The following is a 17,575-nucleotide window of genomic DNA, read 5'->3' on the forward strand; positions in this document are numbered from 1 at the left end:
CTGAGCCACGCTCAAACACTTCCATCACAGTTTTGTTGTATCCTTCGATACGGCTCAAGGATTTTTACTGATTCTCTTGTTTCAACCGAAGTTGAAGCATAAATTGCCTGTGCCAATATCATTCCTCTGCAGGAATCATACTGTTCGGTCACTCAGTTCATTGATAAATCTTTCGACTTAACCTTTTCACGAGTGCCCACACAGATTGCATGGTCAAATTGTTAAAGAACATACTGACTAGGTTGCTGGCTAAGCGCCGTGCTCCGTGTCAGTGAGGCGGCATTATAGAGACATTGATCGTATTGGCAATAGGTATTTAGAAGAAAATTCAAATAAACTGCCCGTACGAACAAATAACAATCAACCTGATCAAAGGCGCTCATAAAAGATACGCCCTGGCTGTTTTTATCGATTGACCAAATCATTAATATGTATGACTCAATCAACCTCAACCTTGCTCTGAGTGTAATTGTGCCAATTCCAGCTCCTTCATTCGGAATTTTTGCAATTTACCTGTCACGGTCATCGGAAACGTATCAACAAATCGAATGTACTTGGGGATCTTGAAGTGCGTTATTTGCCCTTGGCAATATTCTCGGATGTCGTCTTCAGTAACCGTTTCACCGGCATGCAACTGGATCCAAGCCACCAGTTGTTCACCATAATACTCATCCGGAATACCAAAGACCGCAACCTGCTGGATCTTAGGGTGAGAAAATAAAAACTCTTCGATTTCTCTGGGGTAGATATTTTCACCGCCACGAATAATCATCTCTTTTATTCGCCCGGTAATTTTGACATAACCTTCATCATCCATTGTTCCCAGATCGCCGGAATGTAACCAACCATGCTCGTCTATTGCTTCTTTAGTACCTTTCGTATTGCCATAGTAACCTTGCATTAAGTGATATCCGCGGAAACAAATCTCACCAATCTCACCTAACGGCACGGTTTCTCCGCTTTGAATACTCACTACCTTCACTTCCTGATGGGGTAAGTTTTTACCGACCGTTTCTGTCCGTCGCTCAAGACTGTCATCACGCGAGGTTAAATGGGTTAGTGGCGATGCTTCGGTTTCACCATAACCAATCAGTATTTCACGGCAATGCATATCTTCCATTACCCGTACCATGAGAGGCGGCGGACAAGGCGCCCCTGCCATGATCCCGGTACGCAAGCTACTCATATCATAGCGGTCAAAATCAGCGTGTTCTAATTCGGCAATAAACATGGTCGGCACCCCATGTACCGCCGTGCATTTCTCACTATCAATAGCATGCAATACCGCCGTGGGCTCAAAGTGCTCAGAGGGAATAACAATGCAAGCTCCAACCGAAAAACATAACAGATTTGCCAGAACCATGCCGAAGCAATGATAAAAAGGCACCGGTACACATAACTTGTCCTGTTCGCTAAAGTGCATGGCTTTCGCGGAAAAATACGCATTGTTGAGAATGTTGTGATGACTCAATATCACAGCTTTCGGAAAGCCGGTAGTACCTGAAGTATATTGAATGTTGATCGGATCATCACGGTCCAGACTTTGAGTAATGCTGTCAAGGTCATTATCCGACGTCATTCGACCGCTAGCCAAAACCTCCGGCCAGATTTTAAACCCAGCTGCCGGACGCACAGTCTGTTGCGGGTTATCGGGATCAAAAACAATGACCGCACGCAGGTGCGGAAATGCCTTGCAATTTAACTGAGGCGATGGTGTTTTCAGCTCAGGAATAAGCTCCAGTAACATTGATAGGTAGTCACTATCGCGAAAGGTAGGGATCACAAACACCCCCTGCACTTCGGAGCATTGCAACGCGTAAGCCAATTCCTTTTTCCGATAAGCCGGATTGATGTTGACTAAGACCATGCCGAGACGGGCCGTTGCCATTTGCAACAGTAACCACTCAAGATTATCAGTAGACCAGACACCAATCCGATCGCCTTTGTGAAAACCGCAACCTACCAGGCCTTTAGCCAGCAAATCGATCTCGGCGGATAATGTTTTATACGTTAATCGCTGGTTTTGGGCTAATGATACGACGGCTTCCCGTTCAGGATACTGTTGTACGATATTGATAAAATGCTCAGGAATGGTATTACCGAGCAACGATTGGGTGCCACCACGATGAAAATAACTTTTTGGCGCCATTTTCATAATGTTTACCTCATGTCTGCATATGAAGGTTCAAAGAAAATGAGGGGCCGTCGAAAACAGCGAATAGCGACGGTAAGACATCGCTTTATCTAACCGTTTTTTGGCCAAGGCTATGGCAGCATCGCGAGGCAGCATCGATTGCTCATTGACCCGCTTGAGCACCTGCTCGGTATTGCGACGCACTTTTTCTTCGATTGCTTGAAAAGCTGCCGCCTGAGTTGCACCACGGTATTCCATTGCTGCGCAGATCACCCCGCCCGCATTGGCGATAAAATCAGGAATACATAACACGCCATGCTGATGGAGATATTTTTCAGCTTCTGCCGTACAAGGAATATTGGCGCCCTGCACCATGACCTTGGTGTTCATATGGTGAACATTACCTGTATGGATCACATCCGGCCTGGCAGCCGGGATCCACACATCACATTCAAGACCAACCAGATCTTCCCCCGTGATTTGGGTCGCGTCATTGTAGTCAGTAACAGATTTACCTTCGGTTTTCAGGGTTAACAGTTGCTCTACATCCAGGCCGTTTTGATTACAGATTGCGCCACGGGAATCAGACACCCCCACCAACAACGCCCCCTTATCAACAAGGAACCGACTCACATGCTTACCCACCGCGCCAAAACCCTGCACGACAAATCGCGATCCCTTCACCTTAAAGCCGCACTCTTTCGCTACAACATCAACAACTTGAGTTAATCCCCAGCCAGTCGCCCCCAGTTTGTCGAGGGGGATCCCCCCGAATACATGAGGTAGCCCGACCACCCGGCCAACTTCATCCCGAATCCAGGCCATGCACTCTTCGTCAACTCCCATATCCGGTGCGAAAATATAGGTCTCCTCATTACGTAATCCCTGGGCAAAAGCACGGATTAACTTTTCCTTATCCGCCTTAGGCATTTTGGGATCGGCACATATCACCGCTTTCCCTCCGCCATGAGGCAGTCCCGCAGCGGCATTTTTAAATGTCATAGCCCGAGCAAGCCTGACACACTCCTCCGTTGTGACATCTGGTGCCATACGAATACCACCAATAGACGGCCCCATCGCCACATTATCTACCACCAGCACCGCTTTTAAGTTCACTGAGGGTTCATGCAAATGAATGATTTTAAATGGTCCGAGTTCATCGGAATATTGAAATATCTCGTCCATATTATTTCTTCCGCCAATGACTATTTGTTGTATATAAACCATAGTCACTATTAGCCAAAAATGGCGAGAATAACTGGCACTCCATGGTGTTAAAGTGAAAAATCAGTCAAGCAAAGCCCTCAACATGCCTCTCACCCTAAAACAAAAGCCCGCTTAATCGCCCCGAATACGATAAAGCCTCAGCTTTGTGATAATCAACAACCAAACACCACAAAATCGTGCCGAAAATACACAGGTAATAGTAAAATCAAGATCCAATTTTTTGATGACTGATACGCCGCCCCCTATCTAATCCAAATGCATTATTATTGCTGCTTTTGGCAGATTACCCTGCGCACAGATTCTGCACTTGATGGACCATGGCAAACTTTTCGGAAATGATAACGGGGGGGGGCCTAAACTCGCTTTTCACTGTTTGATGACAAGAAGAAAAGCGAACCTAAGATTTTGATCATGCTAGAAACAACAAAGCCCCGACAAATAGTCGAGGCTTTATCATTTTATCTGGTGCCCGAGGACGGACTTGAACCGTCACGCTCGAAAGCAACGGATTTTGAATCCGTCGTGTATACCAATTTCACCACTCGGGCAGATGCGGCTCATTATACGTATACAAGATTGATGCGCAAGCATTTCTTTCACCGAAACCGTCTCTCGCTGAATTTTCAATCAAGGTGATAACTTATCGCTCACCCATATCCCGTTTTCATCGTTCAAGTCGCCACCGTATGTCGTTACCCTTACGTCAACGCTGCAACAAATGTCCTAGTAAACCAGTACGCGGACTAAATAACTCTTTCGCCTTTGCGGATCCGCAACTCTGGCTCAAAATGACGATTAACGCTAATGCTCTCTTGTTTTATTTGGTTTTTCAGCACTTCAACGGCGACGCGAGCCATATCGCTGATGGGAAAGTGCACCGCTGATACTGTTGGATAAAAACTTGCACAAAGATCGACACTATCAAAGCTAATGAGTGATATCTGCGTTGGTACTTCGATATTATGTTCATGGAAAAACTGTAAAGCCCCCCCTATCATCTCCTCATTACAAGAAAACAATGCCGTCATATCCGGATGATCTTGATAAAGTTTCTGTGCCGCAAGGTAGCCGCTTTCCCGTCCATAGTTACCTTCAATACTCAAGGTCGGTTCAATGGCCATATCTGCGTCTTTCAGTGCATTGATATACCCTTGGTAACGCTGTCTGCTATTGGTACGACTGAGTGGACCCGATATACACCCAATTTTTCTATGTCCTAATTTGATCAGATGACTGACGGCCATATGCCCGGCAAGTGTATGTTCAAACGTAATACATCGGGATTCCAAGCCTTCAACAAAACGATCTAACAAAACAAAAGGGGGCGGTTCCAGAGCCAGTTGTCGCAATTCATCATCACTAAGATAGCGACTGTTAAGCACATACCCATCACAACGAAGATCATGAAATCGGCAAATAGCTTCACGTTCACCGTCAGCACTGTGGCGTCCCTGTGCGGTAATCAGAAACTTCTTATGCAAATCAAGTTCAGACTGAACTTGATCCATCATTTCACCGAAAAAACCACCCGTGTAATTAGTGACCAACAAACCAATCATATTAGATGAAGCCGTTGCGAGAGAACGCGCTATAGCACTGGGACGGTAATTAAGCTCAGCCATTGCTTGTTCGACTTTTCTTTTGGTATCTGCTCTGAATTTACCTTCACCATTAATAATTCTTGATACTGTCGAACGGTTAACGCCAGCTAAAAGAGCAACGTCTTTGATTCTTGCCATAACCTTTGCGTCTTACTTATGATGATTAATTAAGAGGATTATAACAGCTACTTAGCCAGCCCTCGACGGCGTAATGTTGAATCAACACCATGGTTTGCCAGAAAGACGCTCAATCGTGAGTGGTCGCGTAGAGAACACCGTTGCATTATGTCGTTTGTGATATTTGATTTTTTAAACACCGTCACGTATTAGATAATATAGAGAAGTCGCAAACTTCAACACCTTGTCTTCCTAAGGCTTCTTGCAAGTTTTCATCCGTTAAAACAGCCAATTCTTTTGCTCGTATTACATTATAAGTACTCGCATCTAATAAAGGCTGATCAATGAAAGCAGGATGGCACATGACTTCTAATACATCACAGCGATTTTTATGCTTTTTTATAATCCCTAAGAGTTTATTGACACTAATATCATCACCATAAAACTCATTACTGAATATATATCGACAATTACTCGATGTGGCACCATATCCACCGCATTCTCTTAATGGCACTTTATAAAAATGAGCCAGCTCTTGTATTACAGGTAAAATCTGAGGATGAGTATGGGCATGGTGATGACTATCAATGTGACTTAAGCTTAGCCCTGAAGCAAGAAAATGCTCAACTTGCGCGGTGGCTTCATCAGCAATCTGCTGTTCAGAAAAATCCTTCCTCTGCCAAAAATTTTCTCTAACAAAAAATTGGCCACTGTCGCATGTCAAAGAGTGGGCAGCAGTGAGCGGTGCTCCTGCTGTAAATCGCAAATGCAAACCCAGTTTCAGTGACGTCGCAGAAGAGGCCAGATCTATGGCATGTTTATCAGCCGCCATGCCGACCATGAGAGTGGTTGAACGTACCACCCCTGACTGACTGGCAGCGACGATCCCCAAATTAACCCCCGGAGTCAAACCAAAATCATCCGCATTAAAAATCACATGCATAGCATCACCTAAACCTATCAAAAGCGGCTTCCTTGCCGTCCAGTATTTCCAATTCAATTCAAATTAGTTTTTATCCATTGAACTGCGGCAAGTAGTCACGGTTGATTCGCAATATGTCATCCAATATGGCTTTAGCTCGTTTAATATCGGGCACCAGAGGATTATTCGCCAACGCCATTAAGCCTTTGTCATAATCACCATGCACTGCAGCCTCAACCGTCAGCTGTTCGTATGCCTTGACCTGGTGAATCAAACCACTCACCTCTGGACTTAAGTGTCCGACAGCTAAAGGCCGTGCGCCCCAGCTACCGATGACAGCGCTACACTCAATCACTACATCGTCAGGCAAACTTGCAATGGTGCCGTTATTGCGCACATTCACCACATTAACCGTATTAAGGTTGTTGTAGATGGCATCAACCAAGTTGAGTGACGCATCCGAGTAATAGGCACCGCCGCGCTTCTCAAGTTGCTCAGGCTTCCGGTCAAGATTAGGATTCTGATAGAGATCAAACAGCTCACGTTCCGTTTCCATGACCTGTTCTGCTCGCGTTCCTTCGCTTTGTGAGGCTTCCTTTTCTTCTGCGAGCATGGCGTCAGTTTGATAAAAGTAGCGATGATATGGGCACGGAATTGCACCTAAGGCTTTCAAGAAAGCAGGATCCCACGGCTCTTCAAAGATATTTTTCATGCTGAAGTTTGCCCCATCTCCCACTTTTTCGAGCACTTCCGCTGTAATATCCTTGCCATCGAGCCAGACTCGATGAGCCCACACCAAATGATTCAATCCTGCACATTCCAAAGATAAATCATCCGGTGAGCAATTCATCATCTCAGCAATCATCATCTTCATTGAAACTGGCACATTACACAGACCAATGGCTTTAACCTTGGTGTATTTCTGTACCGCCTCTGTCACCAGGCCGGCCGGATTGGTAAAATTAAGCAGCCAAGCATTCGGTGCAAGCTCTTCAATATCTTTACAGATATCAAGGATCACCGGGATCGTACGAAGTGCTTTTGCAAAACCGCCAGGGCCTGTAGTCTCTTGGCCTATCACATCATACTTGAGTGGAATACGCTCATCATTGGCACGAGCCTGCAATCCGCCAACACGGAACTGAGTCATCACAAAATCAGCATCTTTTATCGCTGCGCGACGATCTAACGACGCCTTAATGGTAATGTCGGCGCCAACCTTTTCAACCATACGCCGTGCCAACGCTTCGATAATATCCAGCTTTTTCTGGCCCGGTTCGATATCAACAAAATGGATCTCTTTTACAGGCAAGCGGTCCAGTCTTTTCAATACACCTTCCACCAGCTCGGGAGTGTAGCTACTTCCTCCCCCGATAATGGCCAGTTTTAATGGTAATTTAGTCATAATCCAATCCTTTTACTGATTTCCTTTGTAATGCAGAGCAATCATTTCTGTTGCGAACTCATAGACACCAGTGGATGTCAGCAAGTGCTTTTGCGTATAAGCCATTTCCGGTGTCTTCTGCACCTTACCTTTTCATTATTCAGCTTCAATAAGCTGAATCCGGGTTATAGCAAAACGCTATAACCCGCTGATTATTTTTATGCTGTTGCGGAGGCAGGTGCCTCTTCAGATCCTTGTTCTTTGCGCGCCGATTTACCTTCTTCCTCTAACAGCTGCTTCTCAAACATTTTGAAGAAAGGCAGGTAGATAAATAAATCCATCACGAGTAATCCGATAACAAGTAAGACCGGAGACAGCGTCCAACCTGATCCCCAAGAAGCACCAAGAAGGGCTGGTGCAGTCCAGGCTGTCTGTGAGACGCCCATACCGACTAATCCTGTATGTACCGCGGTATAAGCAACAACTGCATTTAAAACAGGTGCAAAAACAAACGGGATAAACATGGTCGGGTTTAATACGAGTGGGCTACCGAAAATGACCGGTTCATTGATCTGAAAGAAACCGGGCACAATACTCATACGGCCAAGACTGCGCAGGTGAATCGAACGGCTGAACATCATCAGGATCACTAGCGCCAACGTTGCCCCCGAACCACCGATAAAGATATAGAAGTCCCAGAAAGGCTGAGTAAAGACATTGGGGATAGGCTCACCCGCTAAATACGCGGCCTGATTTGCTCCGATATTAGTTAAGAAAATAGGTGAAAGCAGACCAACTACGATGGCTGCGCCATGGATACCGGCAAACCACAACAGTTGACACACTAACAACGCACCAATGATGGCTGGCAATGTATTGGATGCGCTGACCAAAGGCCTGAACATCTCCAGCACCAAGTCTGGGATCAACATATCGTATTGAGCCTGTACAAAGAGACTCAAGGGGAAAATGGTCAGGAATACCACAACCACGGGAATGAGCATTTCAAAAGAACGGGCAATAGCTGGAGGCACTTGCTCAGGCAGCCTGATGGTAATATTGTACTTTTTCAAAATACGGATCAGCTCAACAGAAAAGAATGCACTGATAACGGCAGTAAAAATACCGGTGCCAGACATGTGCCCCATTGATAACGTATCATTTGTTGCCGGTGCCGATGCGACTAAAAAAGACATTAACGATAGCGAGGCACTGGTAATTCCATCCATTTTATAAGCACGCGCCAAGCTATATCCAATTCCCAGTGACACAAAGATGGCCATTAAGCCCATCGTCATTTGAAAGGGCATCATAATGTTGTCAAAGTTAGCCGACGCAAAATCAAGCCAAGCCCGACCGAAGGCATTTTCTGTATCTTCAGCAAATGGTGGAAAAGCTAACACCAAGGCAAAACTACCAACAATAATAAATGGCATCGCGATAATAAAACCATCACGCATTGCACGAACATGCTTCTGATTGCCAACTTTTACTGCGAGCGGTGCAATATTCCTTTCAACGATATTAATTATCGTGTCATAGAGCTTCATAGAACGAATCCTTTTATTTAATATAAAACATCACATTCACAAAATCATGTAGAGATAAACAATATTATTCACCGAAAGTATTAACCAAACAGACACTGGCTAATTAACCATTAACTCAACATCAAATAATTAACGGTAATTACCCCAACACTTACTATCACTATCATCGTTTATTTAGTCACAGCTTATAACGCCGTTAAAATAGTAACAAAACAAAAAATCAAAAAAGCGCAACCGGTTGTGCTTACCGTGAACAAGATCTCAAGTTAATAAGCAAACACTACAACACAGCTAACTTTAACGGTTTTGTGAATATAAAAACCCAAACTGACAGTTGCGTTAATAAGGCGAGCAGAACAACAAAGCCTCCCTGAATGTTTTCATCTTGACGTCATAACGCACATTATTGACATGGTAACAATGTACGTTTTCAGGCTTCTTGGCGGCCGGCAGCAAGCCAAATACTCACATTAAAAAAATAATGTTAAACTGCCCACTGGTACCGAGAAAAATCGGTGAACAAACACGGTCGCCACAGACCTTTCATTTATCGGGCTGGCAACTTACTTGGTGTAAAGATGAGCAAGAAAAAACAACAGGACGTTAAACTGGCAAAACAATACCCGGGCCTATTTCGCCGTCTGGGGGCTTGGGTCTACGACTCTCTGGTCGTAGCCGCTGTACTTATGCTTGCTGGTGGGGCTGCGATGGCCATTATGGTGGCCTTACTCCATTTCGGTATTATCGATCTGGGTGATTACGACGATGTCAGCGCGTACCTGAGTAAACACCCTGTTGCCGGGATCATTTATCCCGCTTATCTCGCAGCCGTCATGATTGGGTTCTATGCTTACTTCTGGTGTAAAGGTGGGCAGACACTCGGCATGCGGGCCTGGAAGCTGCGCATCCAAAATGCAGACGGCTCAAATATTCGTGTGACTCAGGCCTTCATCCGTATGGGCACGTCTGCCTTTGGGTTAGGTAATCTATTGGCTCCCTTTCACAGTCAAAAACAATCATTCCAGGACTTAATGGCCGAGAGTGAAATGATTGTCACCACCGTTAAATAATCGCGAGAATGCGGAACCGGTATAAAAAGAAGAAGGAGCCATCTGGCTCCTTCTTCTTTTTTATAACTTACGTCGCAGCAAATAAAACGTAATCACCAGGAAGACCATACTTGGCCCCAAGGCGCCAATAACAGGATGTAATCGATACACCAGACTCATCGGGCCAAACACTTCATTGGAAATATAGAACGCAAAACCAAAAATAACCCCAGACAGAACGCGTGCGCCCATTGTCACGGAACGCAACGGCCCGAAGACAAATGACAGAGCTAACAGCATCATGACCGCAATCGAGATCGGCTGCAGCATCTTGCGCCAGAATGCCAATTCATAACGAGAGGCATCTTGCTTTGACTCTTTCAGGTACGACACGTAATCATAAACGCCGGAAAGTGACAGCTCCTCAGGTTTTACCGTGACGACGGCTAACTTGTCAGGTGTTAATGAAGTTTTCCAGGCCAAGGTGTCATATTCGGTGTTGGTCTGCTTAACATCCGAAATAGCCGTGACCGTCACATCGGCAAGCTGCCAGCCTTGCTGCTTATCATAGGAGGCTGACTGTGAAAACACCATTTGGCTGAGCTGATCTTGTTCATCAAACTGCCAGATATTAACGGCATCTAGATGATTCTTCTCATGGACACGGCCAATATAAATAAAGTCGTTATCATCTTTTGCCCAAACCCCACGCTGAACTGACAGCATATTCCCCCCAGACGTCCACAAAGCACGAAGTTCGCGCGCTGATCTTTGTGCTTCTGGCGCCCCCCACTGACCTAGCGCCATGACGATAAGCATCAGAGGAACTGCAGTTTTCAGTACTGACAAGCCGATATCAAGTTTAGAGAAGCCTGCCGCCTGCATAACGACCAGCTCAGAGCTCGATGCCAGCGCGCCTAAGCCAATCAATGCTCCCAGCAATACCGCCATCGGGAAAAACATCTCGATGTCACGAGGCACACTCAGCAATACATACACGAGCGCTTTCCATAAATCGTAGGTTCCATCACCCACTTTTCGAAGCTGCTCAACATATTTGATGATGGCGGACAGCCCCACCAGCGTAGATAACGTTAAGGCAGTCGTCGCAATAATCGTTCGGCCAATGTACCAGTCTAAAATCTTAAACATTAACCGCGTCTCCGTAGTTTATCTCTCAGAACCCTCAATGGCATGGTATCCCAGGCATTTAAAGCAATCGCAACTAATAACATCACGCCATTGATTGCCCACAAACCAACAGATGAAGACAACCCGCCATCTTCGACCGAAGATTTAGCAGCGCTAATAGCCAGAAAGTATGCCAGGTATATTAATATCGCAGGGAACAGCTTAGCGAACCGCCCCTGGCGCGGGTTAACGGCCGATAACGGCACAACGACCATGGTCAGCAGAGGAATACACAAGAATAATGAGACACGCCATTGAAACTCCGCTTTCGCCGCCAGCTCTGGATGTTTGATGAGTTCGAGTGTCGGTAATGCATCCCAGTCACGATTTTTTGCGCGAACAGCACGCTGGCCGATCAGCGCTTGATACTCGTCAAATTCAGTTATGGAATAATCAAGCCGGGTCGGGAATCCTTCATAACGGGTGCCTTCTTTCAGATCCAGGACCTGACGACCATCGTTCAGCTCACTGACATAACCACGATCGGCCACCATCACACTCGGACGTAATGTGTCGCGAGCAATCGGCTGTGCCACAAAGACCTTATGCAACTTAGAGCCACTGTCTGTGATGTCATTGACAAAGACGACACCCCTGCCGTCAGGAGCGGTCTGAAACTGACCTTTCACTAACAACTCCAGGCCGGAGTCCGCTTCCACAGCCTCCATCACCCGCGTTTCCTGCTCGGCACTCCAGGGAGCCAGCCACAAGGAGTTGAAAGCGGCCACAGAGCCCGTAAGCATCGCTAGCCACAACGCCGCCTGGATCAGAAACTTATTGCCAATTCCCGTTGCATTCATGACGGTAATTTCACTTTCGCCATACAAACGGCCAAAAGTCAGCAAAATGCCAATATATAGGCTGAGGGGCAGCATCAACAATGTCATTGACGGCATATACAGCCCCATCAATGTCAAAATCAGATCACCGGGAATTGACCCCTCTGTTGCAGAGGCCAGAATACGAATAAATTTTTGACTAATAAATACAAGAAAAAGCACAAAAAGAACCGAAAATTGGCTTTTTAATGTCTCACGTGTCAAATACCGAACAATAATCACGCTTTATATACCCATAGAAAACTTGTTTTTTTACTGGAATCACTATAGTTTTTCGGTAAATCAGTTATTTTTTAATCTTTCGGCTAATTGTTAGCCTGCACTTAATCTTATACCGATAGAGCGGTCCAGCAAGTAAGTGCGGTATTATCTAACATTTAGCATTAATTGTCTTTAGTAGGATGTAGGAGTACGCATGGAGTTCAGTGTAAAAAGTGGCAGCCCCGAGAAACAGCGAAGTGCCTGTATTGTCGTCGGCGTCTTTGAACCACGTCGCCTTTCTCCAATAGCGGAACAACTTGATAAAATCAGTGATGGTTATATCAGCTCATTACTGCGTCGCGGCGACCTAGAAGGTAAGCCGGGCCAGATGCTGCTGCTTCACCATGTACCAAACGTATTATCTGAGCGTGTACTCTTGGTAGGGTGTGGTAAAGAGCGTGAACTTGATGAACGCCAATATAAGCAAATCATCAAGAAAACCATCAGTACATTAAATGAAACAGGTTCAATGGAAGCGGTATGCTTCCTGACCGAACTACATGTGAAAGGTCGCGATACTTACTGGAAAGTTCGCCAGGCAGTAGAAACAACCAAAGAAAGCCTGTACACCTTTAATCAATTTAAGAGCAACAAACCAGAAACCCGCCGTCCACTGCGCAAACTGGTCTTTAATGTGCCGACTCGCCGCGAGCTGTCTCTCGGCGAACGGGCTATTTCGCACGGTTTAGCTGTCGCTTCAGGTGTAAAAGCAAGTAAAGACTTGGGTAATATGCCACCTAACGTAGCCAACCCGGCCTACTTAGCTTCACAAGCACGCCGTCTGGCCGATGATTTTGATACTGTCTCCACCAAAATCATTGGTGAGCAAGAAATGAAAGAGCTGGGTATGACATCCTACCTGGCGGTGGGTCAGGGCTCGAAAAACGAAGCCATGATGTCCGTCATAAAATACACCGGAAACCCAGATTCAACAGCCAAGCCGATTGTCTTAGTCGGTAAAGGCCTGACATTCGATTCAGGTGGTATTTCAATCAAACCATCCGCTCAGATGGATGAAATGAAGTACGACATGTGCGGTGCGGCATCAGTCTTTGGCGCGATGAAGTCACTGGCGAAGCTGAACCTGCCAATCAATGTTGTCGGTATTCTGGCGGGCTGTGAAAACATGCCTGGCGGCAATGCATATCGTCCGGGCGACATTATCACCACGATGTCGGGCAAAACGGTAGAAGTACTGAATACCGATGCTGAAGGTCGTTTGGTGCTGTGTGATGCGCTAACTTACGTTGAGCGCTTTGAACCAGATTGCGTTATTGATGTTGCGACCCTGACCGGAGCCTGCGTTGTGGCGCTGGGTAACCACATCAGCGGCTTGCTAGGTAACCACAACCCGTTGGCTCATGAGCTGATCAATGCGTCGGAACAAGCCGGTGATCGTGCATGGCGCCTGCCAATGTCCGACGAGTACCAAGAACAACTCGAAAGCCCATTTGCTGACATGGCAAACCTGGGTAGCCCCGGTGCCGGTACCATTACTGCAGGCTGCTTCTTGTCCCGTTTCACTAAGAAATATAACTGGGCACACCTGGATATTGCAGGTACAGCGTGGATTGGCGGTAAAACCAAAGGTTCAACAGGACGCCCGGTTCCACTACTGGTCCAATTCCTGTTAAATCGTGCCGGCCTCGAAAACGTCGAATAAGACAGAATACCGACTCGCATCATGATCTGAGTGGGTATAACGGGGCCGAATGGCCCCCCTTTCTTTATTGAGATAAAACACCATGACTCATGCTACGTTTTATATAATTGATGACAAACACCTTGAAGCTGATAATAATTACCAGCTTCATTTTGCTTGTCACCAGGCAGCATTGAGTTACCAGCAAGGCAACAAAGTTTATCTGCTCGCTGAAAGTAAAAAACAGGCAGAACAGCTTGATGAGTATTTATGGCAACAGGAACCTGATGACTTCGTCCCTCACAATTTGATCGGTGAAGGGCCAAGGGGTGGTTCGCCTGTTGAAATTGGCTGGCCCGGTTTACGTCACAGCGGACGCCGTAGCTTGCTAATAAATTTGGCTCAAGATGCACCAAATTTTGCCGTAACCTTCCCACAAGTGATAGACTTCGTCCCTTGCGATGAAAAGCTCAAGCAGTTGGCTCGCGAACGCTATAAGGTATATCGCCTTGCTGGCATTCAATTGCAGACCGCCGCTGCCCCTGAGACGCCCTAATTCCCACATCGATCCTTCTAAGAGCGCTATGGAAAAGACATACAACCCACAATCAATTGAACAAGCGCTATATCAGCGCTGGGAAGAGGCTGGTTACTTCAAGCCTCACGGTGATACATCTAAAGATGCTTACAGCATTATGATCCCACCGCCAAACGTCACTGGTAGTTTGCACATGGGCCACGCGTTCCAGGATACCATTATGGATACCCTGATCCGCTGTGAGCGTATGAAAGGCAAAAACACCCTATGGCAAGTCGGTACTGACCACGCAGGTATCGCAACCCAGATGGTTGTGGAACGTAAGATTGCTGCCGAAGAAGGCAAGACTAAGCACGACTACGGCCGTGATGCGTTCATCGATAAGATCTGGGAGTGGAAAGCTGAATCTGGTGGCACCATCACCAAGCAGCTTCGCCGCCTGGGTGCATCGGTTGACTGGGATCGTGAACGATTCACAATGGATGACGGCCTGTCTAACGCAACCCAAGAAGTCTTCGTTCGTCTGTATGAAGAAGATCTTATCTACCGTGGTAAGCGCCTGGTTAACTGGGATCCGAAGCTACACACGGCGATCTCCGATCTGGAAGTTGAAAACAAAGATAAAAAAGGCTTCATGTGGCACTTCCGCTACCCGCTGGCGGATGGCGTACAGACTGCCGACGGCAAAGATTACATCGTTGTTGCCACCACGCGCCCGGAAACCATGCTGGGTGATACCGGTGTGGCCGTTAACCCTGAAGATCCGCGTTACAAAGATCTGATCGGTAAAGAAATCCTGCTTCCTATCGTTGATCGTCGTATCCCTATCGTGGGCGACGAACATGCCGACATGGAAAAAGGCACAGGTTGTGTGAAGATCACCCCTGCTCATGACTTTAACGATTACGAGGTTGGCAAACGTCATAGCCTGCCGATGATCAACATCCTGACTTTCAATGCTGACATCCGCGACAGCGCGGAAGTTTTCACCACCAACGGTGAAGTCAGTGATGTATACAGCACTGAGCTGCCAGAAAGATACCATGGCATGGAACGCTTTGCGGCACGTAAAGCGATCGTGGCAGAATTTGATAAGCTCGGCCTGCTAGAAGAAGTCAAAGATCACGACCTGACCGTCCCTTACGGTGACCGTGGTGGCGTGGTCATTGAACCAATGCTAACTGACCAATGGTACGTACGTACTGCACCACTGGCAGAGCCTGCGGTAAAAGCGGTTGAAAATGGCGATATCCAATTCGTACCGAAGCAATACGAAAATATGTACTTTGCTTGGATGCGCGATGTTCAAGACTGGTGTATTTCACGTCAGCTTTGGTGGGGTCACCGCATCCCGGCCTGGTATGACAACGATGGCAACGTCTATGTGGGCCGTACCGAAGAAGAAGTACGTGCAAACAACAACCTTGCACCTGTTGTCGTGTTGCGCCAGGACGACGATGTACTCGATACCTGGTTCTCTTCTGCACTGTGGACATTCGGCACCCAAGGCTGGCCGGAAAATACCGATGATCTGAAAACCTTCCACCCTTCAGATGTACTGGTTTCAGGTTTCGATATTATCTTCTTCTGGGTTGCCCGCATGATCATGATGACCATGCACTTTATTAAAGATGAAGATGGCAAGCCACAGGTTCCGTTCAAAACCGTTTATATGACAGGCCTTATCCGCGATGAAAATGGCGATAAGATGTCGAAGTCTAAAGGTAACGTACTTGATCCGATCGATATGATCGACGGTATTGGCCTTGAAGAATTGGTTGAAAAGCGTTGTGGCAACATGATGCAGCCAAAACTGGCCGCAAAGATCGAGAAGAACACCCGCAAGACATTTGAAAACGGTATTGAACCGTACGGCACCGATGCACTGCGTTTCACCCTGGCAGCAATGGCATCAACCGGTCGCGATATCAACTGGGATATGAAGCGTCTGGAAGGTTACCGTAACTTCTGTAACAAGTTGTGGAACGCAAGCCGTTATGTACTGATGAATACCGAAGATCAAGACTGCGGTATGGCTGAGGGTGCTGAGCTTGAGTACTCGCTGGCTGACAAGTGGATCGAGTCTCAGTTTGAATTAGCGGCAAAAGACTTCAATACCCATATCGAAAACTACCGTTTAGATATGGCGGCGAATACCCTGTACGAATTCATCTGGAACCAATTCTGTGACTGGTACCTGGAGCTGACTAAACCGGTTCTTTGGAAAGGCTCTGAAGCACAGCAACGTGCGACTCGCCGGACCCTAATCACAGTGCTAGAGAAAACTCTGCGTCTTGCCCATCCGGTGCTTCCATACATCACTGAATCTATCTGGCAGAGCGTGAAGCCGCTGGTCGACGGTGTTGAGGGTGAAACCATCATGACTCAGGCACTGCCTCAGTTTAACGAAGAAAACTTCGATGCTGACGTAGTCGCTGATATTGAGTGGGTGAAAGCGTTCATCACCAGCATCCGAAATCTGCGCGCCGAGTACGACATTGCGCCGAGTAAAGGTCTGGATGTCATGCTGAAAGTCGCTGACGAGAAAGATGCCGCGCGCATTGCAGCAAATGAAACTGTCTTAGCTGCTCTGGCGAAACTGGACAGCATCAAAGTCTTGGCCGACGGCGAAGAGACTCCTGCTTGTGCAACATCATTGGTGGGTAAATCTACCCTGATGATCCCGATGGCGGGTCTGATCGACAAAGATGAAGAGCTAGCACGTCTAGATAAAGAATCGGCGAAGATCCAAGGCGAAATCAAGCGTATCGAAGGCAAGCTAGGTAATGCCGGTTTTGTTGCGAAAGCACCAGAAGCCGTTGTTGCCAAAGAGCGCGAGAAGCTTGACGGCTACAAAGAAACGCTGGTTAAGCTGGAAGAGCAGAAAGCGACTATCGCTGCGCTGTAAATGCCAGTAGTAACAAGTTTCTAGTTTCTAGTTTCTAGAACATCAGGAGGGCTGACGAAAAATCGTCAGCCCTTTTTAATATCCGACCCAGCTGACCTTTTCATACTCATCTTTTCGAGATCCCTCTTCTCCCCCCACTTCAATTGCTTTTACCTATTAAAACGATAATCACAACCGACTTTTGTTAGTGATAATTATTCGCAATAATAACG

12 protein-coding genes and 1 tRNA gene are annotated in these 17,575 nt (G+C 46.7%); 4 read left to right on the forward strand and 9 right to left on the reverse strand.

All coding sequences use genetic code 11. The features are described 5' to 3' along the window. Positions 1-448: 448 nt before the first annotated feature. The 7 genes from R3289_RS13725 to R3289_RS13755 form a co-directional block, all read right to left on the reverse strand. Complete coding sequence (locus tag R3289_RS13725) at positions 449-2,155, reverse strand: AMP-binding protein (protein ID WP_318926259.1); 1,707 nt, start codon at positions 2,153-2,155, stop codon at positions 449-451. A gap of 30 nt (positions 2,156-2,185) precedes the next feature. Continuing rightward, positions 2,186-3,319, reverse strand: coding sequence for a Glu/Leu/Phe/Val dehydrogenase (locus R3289_RS13730; protein ID WP_318926260.1), 1,134 nt, complete (start codon positions 3,317-3,319; stop codon positions 2,186-2,188). Positions 3,320-3,824: 505 nt separating this feature from the next. Next, positions 3,825-3,909, reverse strand: a tRNA-Leu gene (locus tag R3289_RS13735). 195 nt (positions 3,910-4,104) lie between these two features. Beyond that, positions 4,105-5,100, reverse strand: a complete 996-nt coding sequence (locus tag R3289_RS13740) for a LacI family DNA-binding transcriptional regulator (protein ID WP_318926261.1) — start codon at positions 5,098-5,100, stop codon at positions 4,105-4,107. A gap of 181 nt (positions 5,101-5,281) precedes the next feature. Further along, positions 5,282-6,022 (reverse strand): chitin disaccharide deacetylase, encoded by a 741-nt coding sequence (gene chbG, locus R3289_RS13745; RefSeq protein ID WP_318926377.1) that lies wholly within the window; start codon positions 6,020-6,022, stop codon positions 5,282-5,284. A gap of 70 nt (positions 6,023-6,092) precedes the next feature. Beyond that, positions 6,093-7,406 carry a 6-phospho-beta-glucosidase gene (locus R3289_RS13750; protein ID WP_318926262.1) on the reverse strand — a complete coding sequence of 438 codons (1,314 nt, stop codon included), beginning with the start codon at positions 7,404-7,406 and terminating at the stop codon, positions 6,093-6,095. A 197-nt stretch (positions 7,407-7,603) separates the two neighbouring features. Beyond that, complete coding sequence (locus R3289_RS13755; protein WP_318926263.1) at positions 7,604-8,935, reverse strand: PTS sugar transporter subunit IIC; 1,332 nt, start codon at positions 8,933-8,935, stop codon at positions 7,604-7,606. Between the two features lie 578 nt (positions 8,936-9,513). Here R3289_RS13755 and R3289_RS13760 point away from each other — a divergent pair. Continuing rightward, positions 9,514-10,005 carry an RDD family protein gene (locus R3289_RS13760; RefSeq protein ID WP_318926264.1) on the forward strand — a complete coding sequence of 164 codons (492 nt, stop codon included), beginning with the start codon at positions 9,514-9,516 and terminating at the stop codon, positions 10,003-10,005. A 60-nt stretch (positions 10,006-10,065) separates the two neighbouring features. On the opposite strand, the gene lptG is transcribed toward R3289_RS13760, so the two are convergent. Continuing rightward, positions 10,066-11,136, reverse strand: coding sequence for an LPS export ABC transporter permease LptG (gene lptG, locus R3289_RS13765; RefSeq protein WP_318926265.1), 1,071 nt, complete (start codon positions 11,134-11,136; stop codon positions 10,066-10,068). After that, complete coding sequence (lptF, locus tag R3289_RS13770; protein WP_318926266.1) at positions 11,136-12,236, reverse strand: LPS export ABC transporter permease LptF; 1,101 nt, start codon at positions 12,234-12,236, stop codon at positions 11,136-11,138. Before lptF ends, lptG begins: the two co-directional genes overlap by 1 nt. 193 nt (positions 12,237-12,429) lie before the next feature. On the opposite strand from lptF, the gene pepA reads away from it, so the two are divergent. The 3 genes from pepA to R3289_RS13785 all read left to right on the forward strand — a co-directional run bounded on the left by pepA (position 12,430) and on the right by R3289_RS13785 (position 17,363). After that, entirely contained in the window at positions 12,430-13,938 is a 1,509-nt protein-coding gene (gene pepA, locus R3289_RS13775; protein WP_318926267.1) for a leucyl aminopeptidase, read from the forward strand. An 82-nt stretch (positions 13,939-14,020) separates the two neighbouring features. Then, positions 14,021-14,473, forward strand: coding sequence for a DNA polymerase III subunit chi (locus R3289_RS13780; RefSeq protein ID WP_318926268.1), 453 nt, complete (start codon positions 14,021-14,023; stop codon positions 14,471-14,473). A gap of 28 nt (positions 14,474-14,501) precedes the next feature. Continuing rightward, positions 14,502-17,363 (forward strand): valine--tRNA ligase, encoded by a 2,862-nt coding sequence (locus R3289_RS13785; RefSeq protein WP_318926269.1) that lies wholly within the window; start codon positions 14,502-14,504, stop codon positions 17,361-17,363. The last annotated feature ends 212 nt before the right edge of the window (positions 17,364-17,575 follow it).

Source organism: Photobacterium sp. (assembly GCF_033720175.1).
GTDB lineage: Bacteria > Pseudomonadota > Gammaproteobacteria > Enterobacterales > Vibrionaceae > Photobacterium.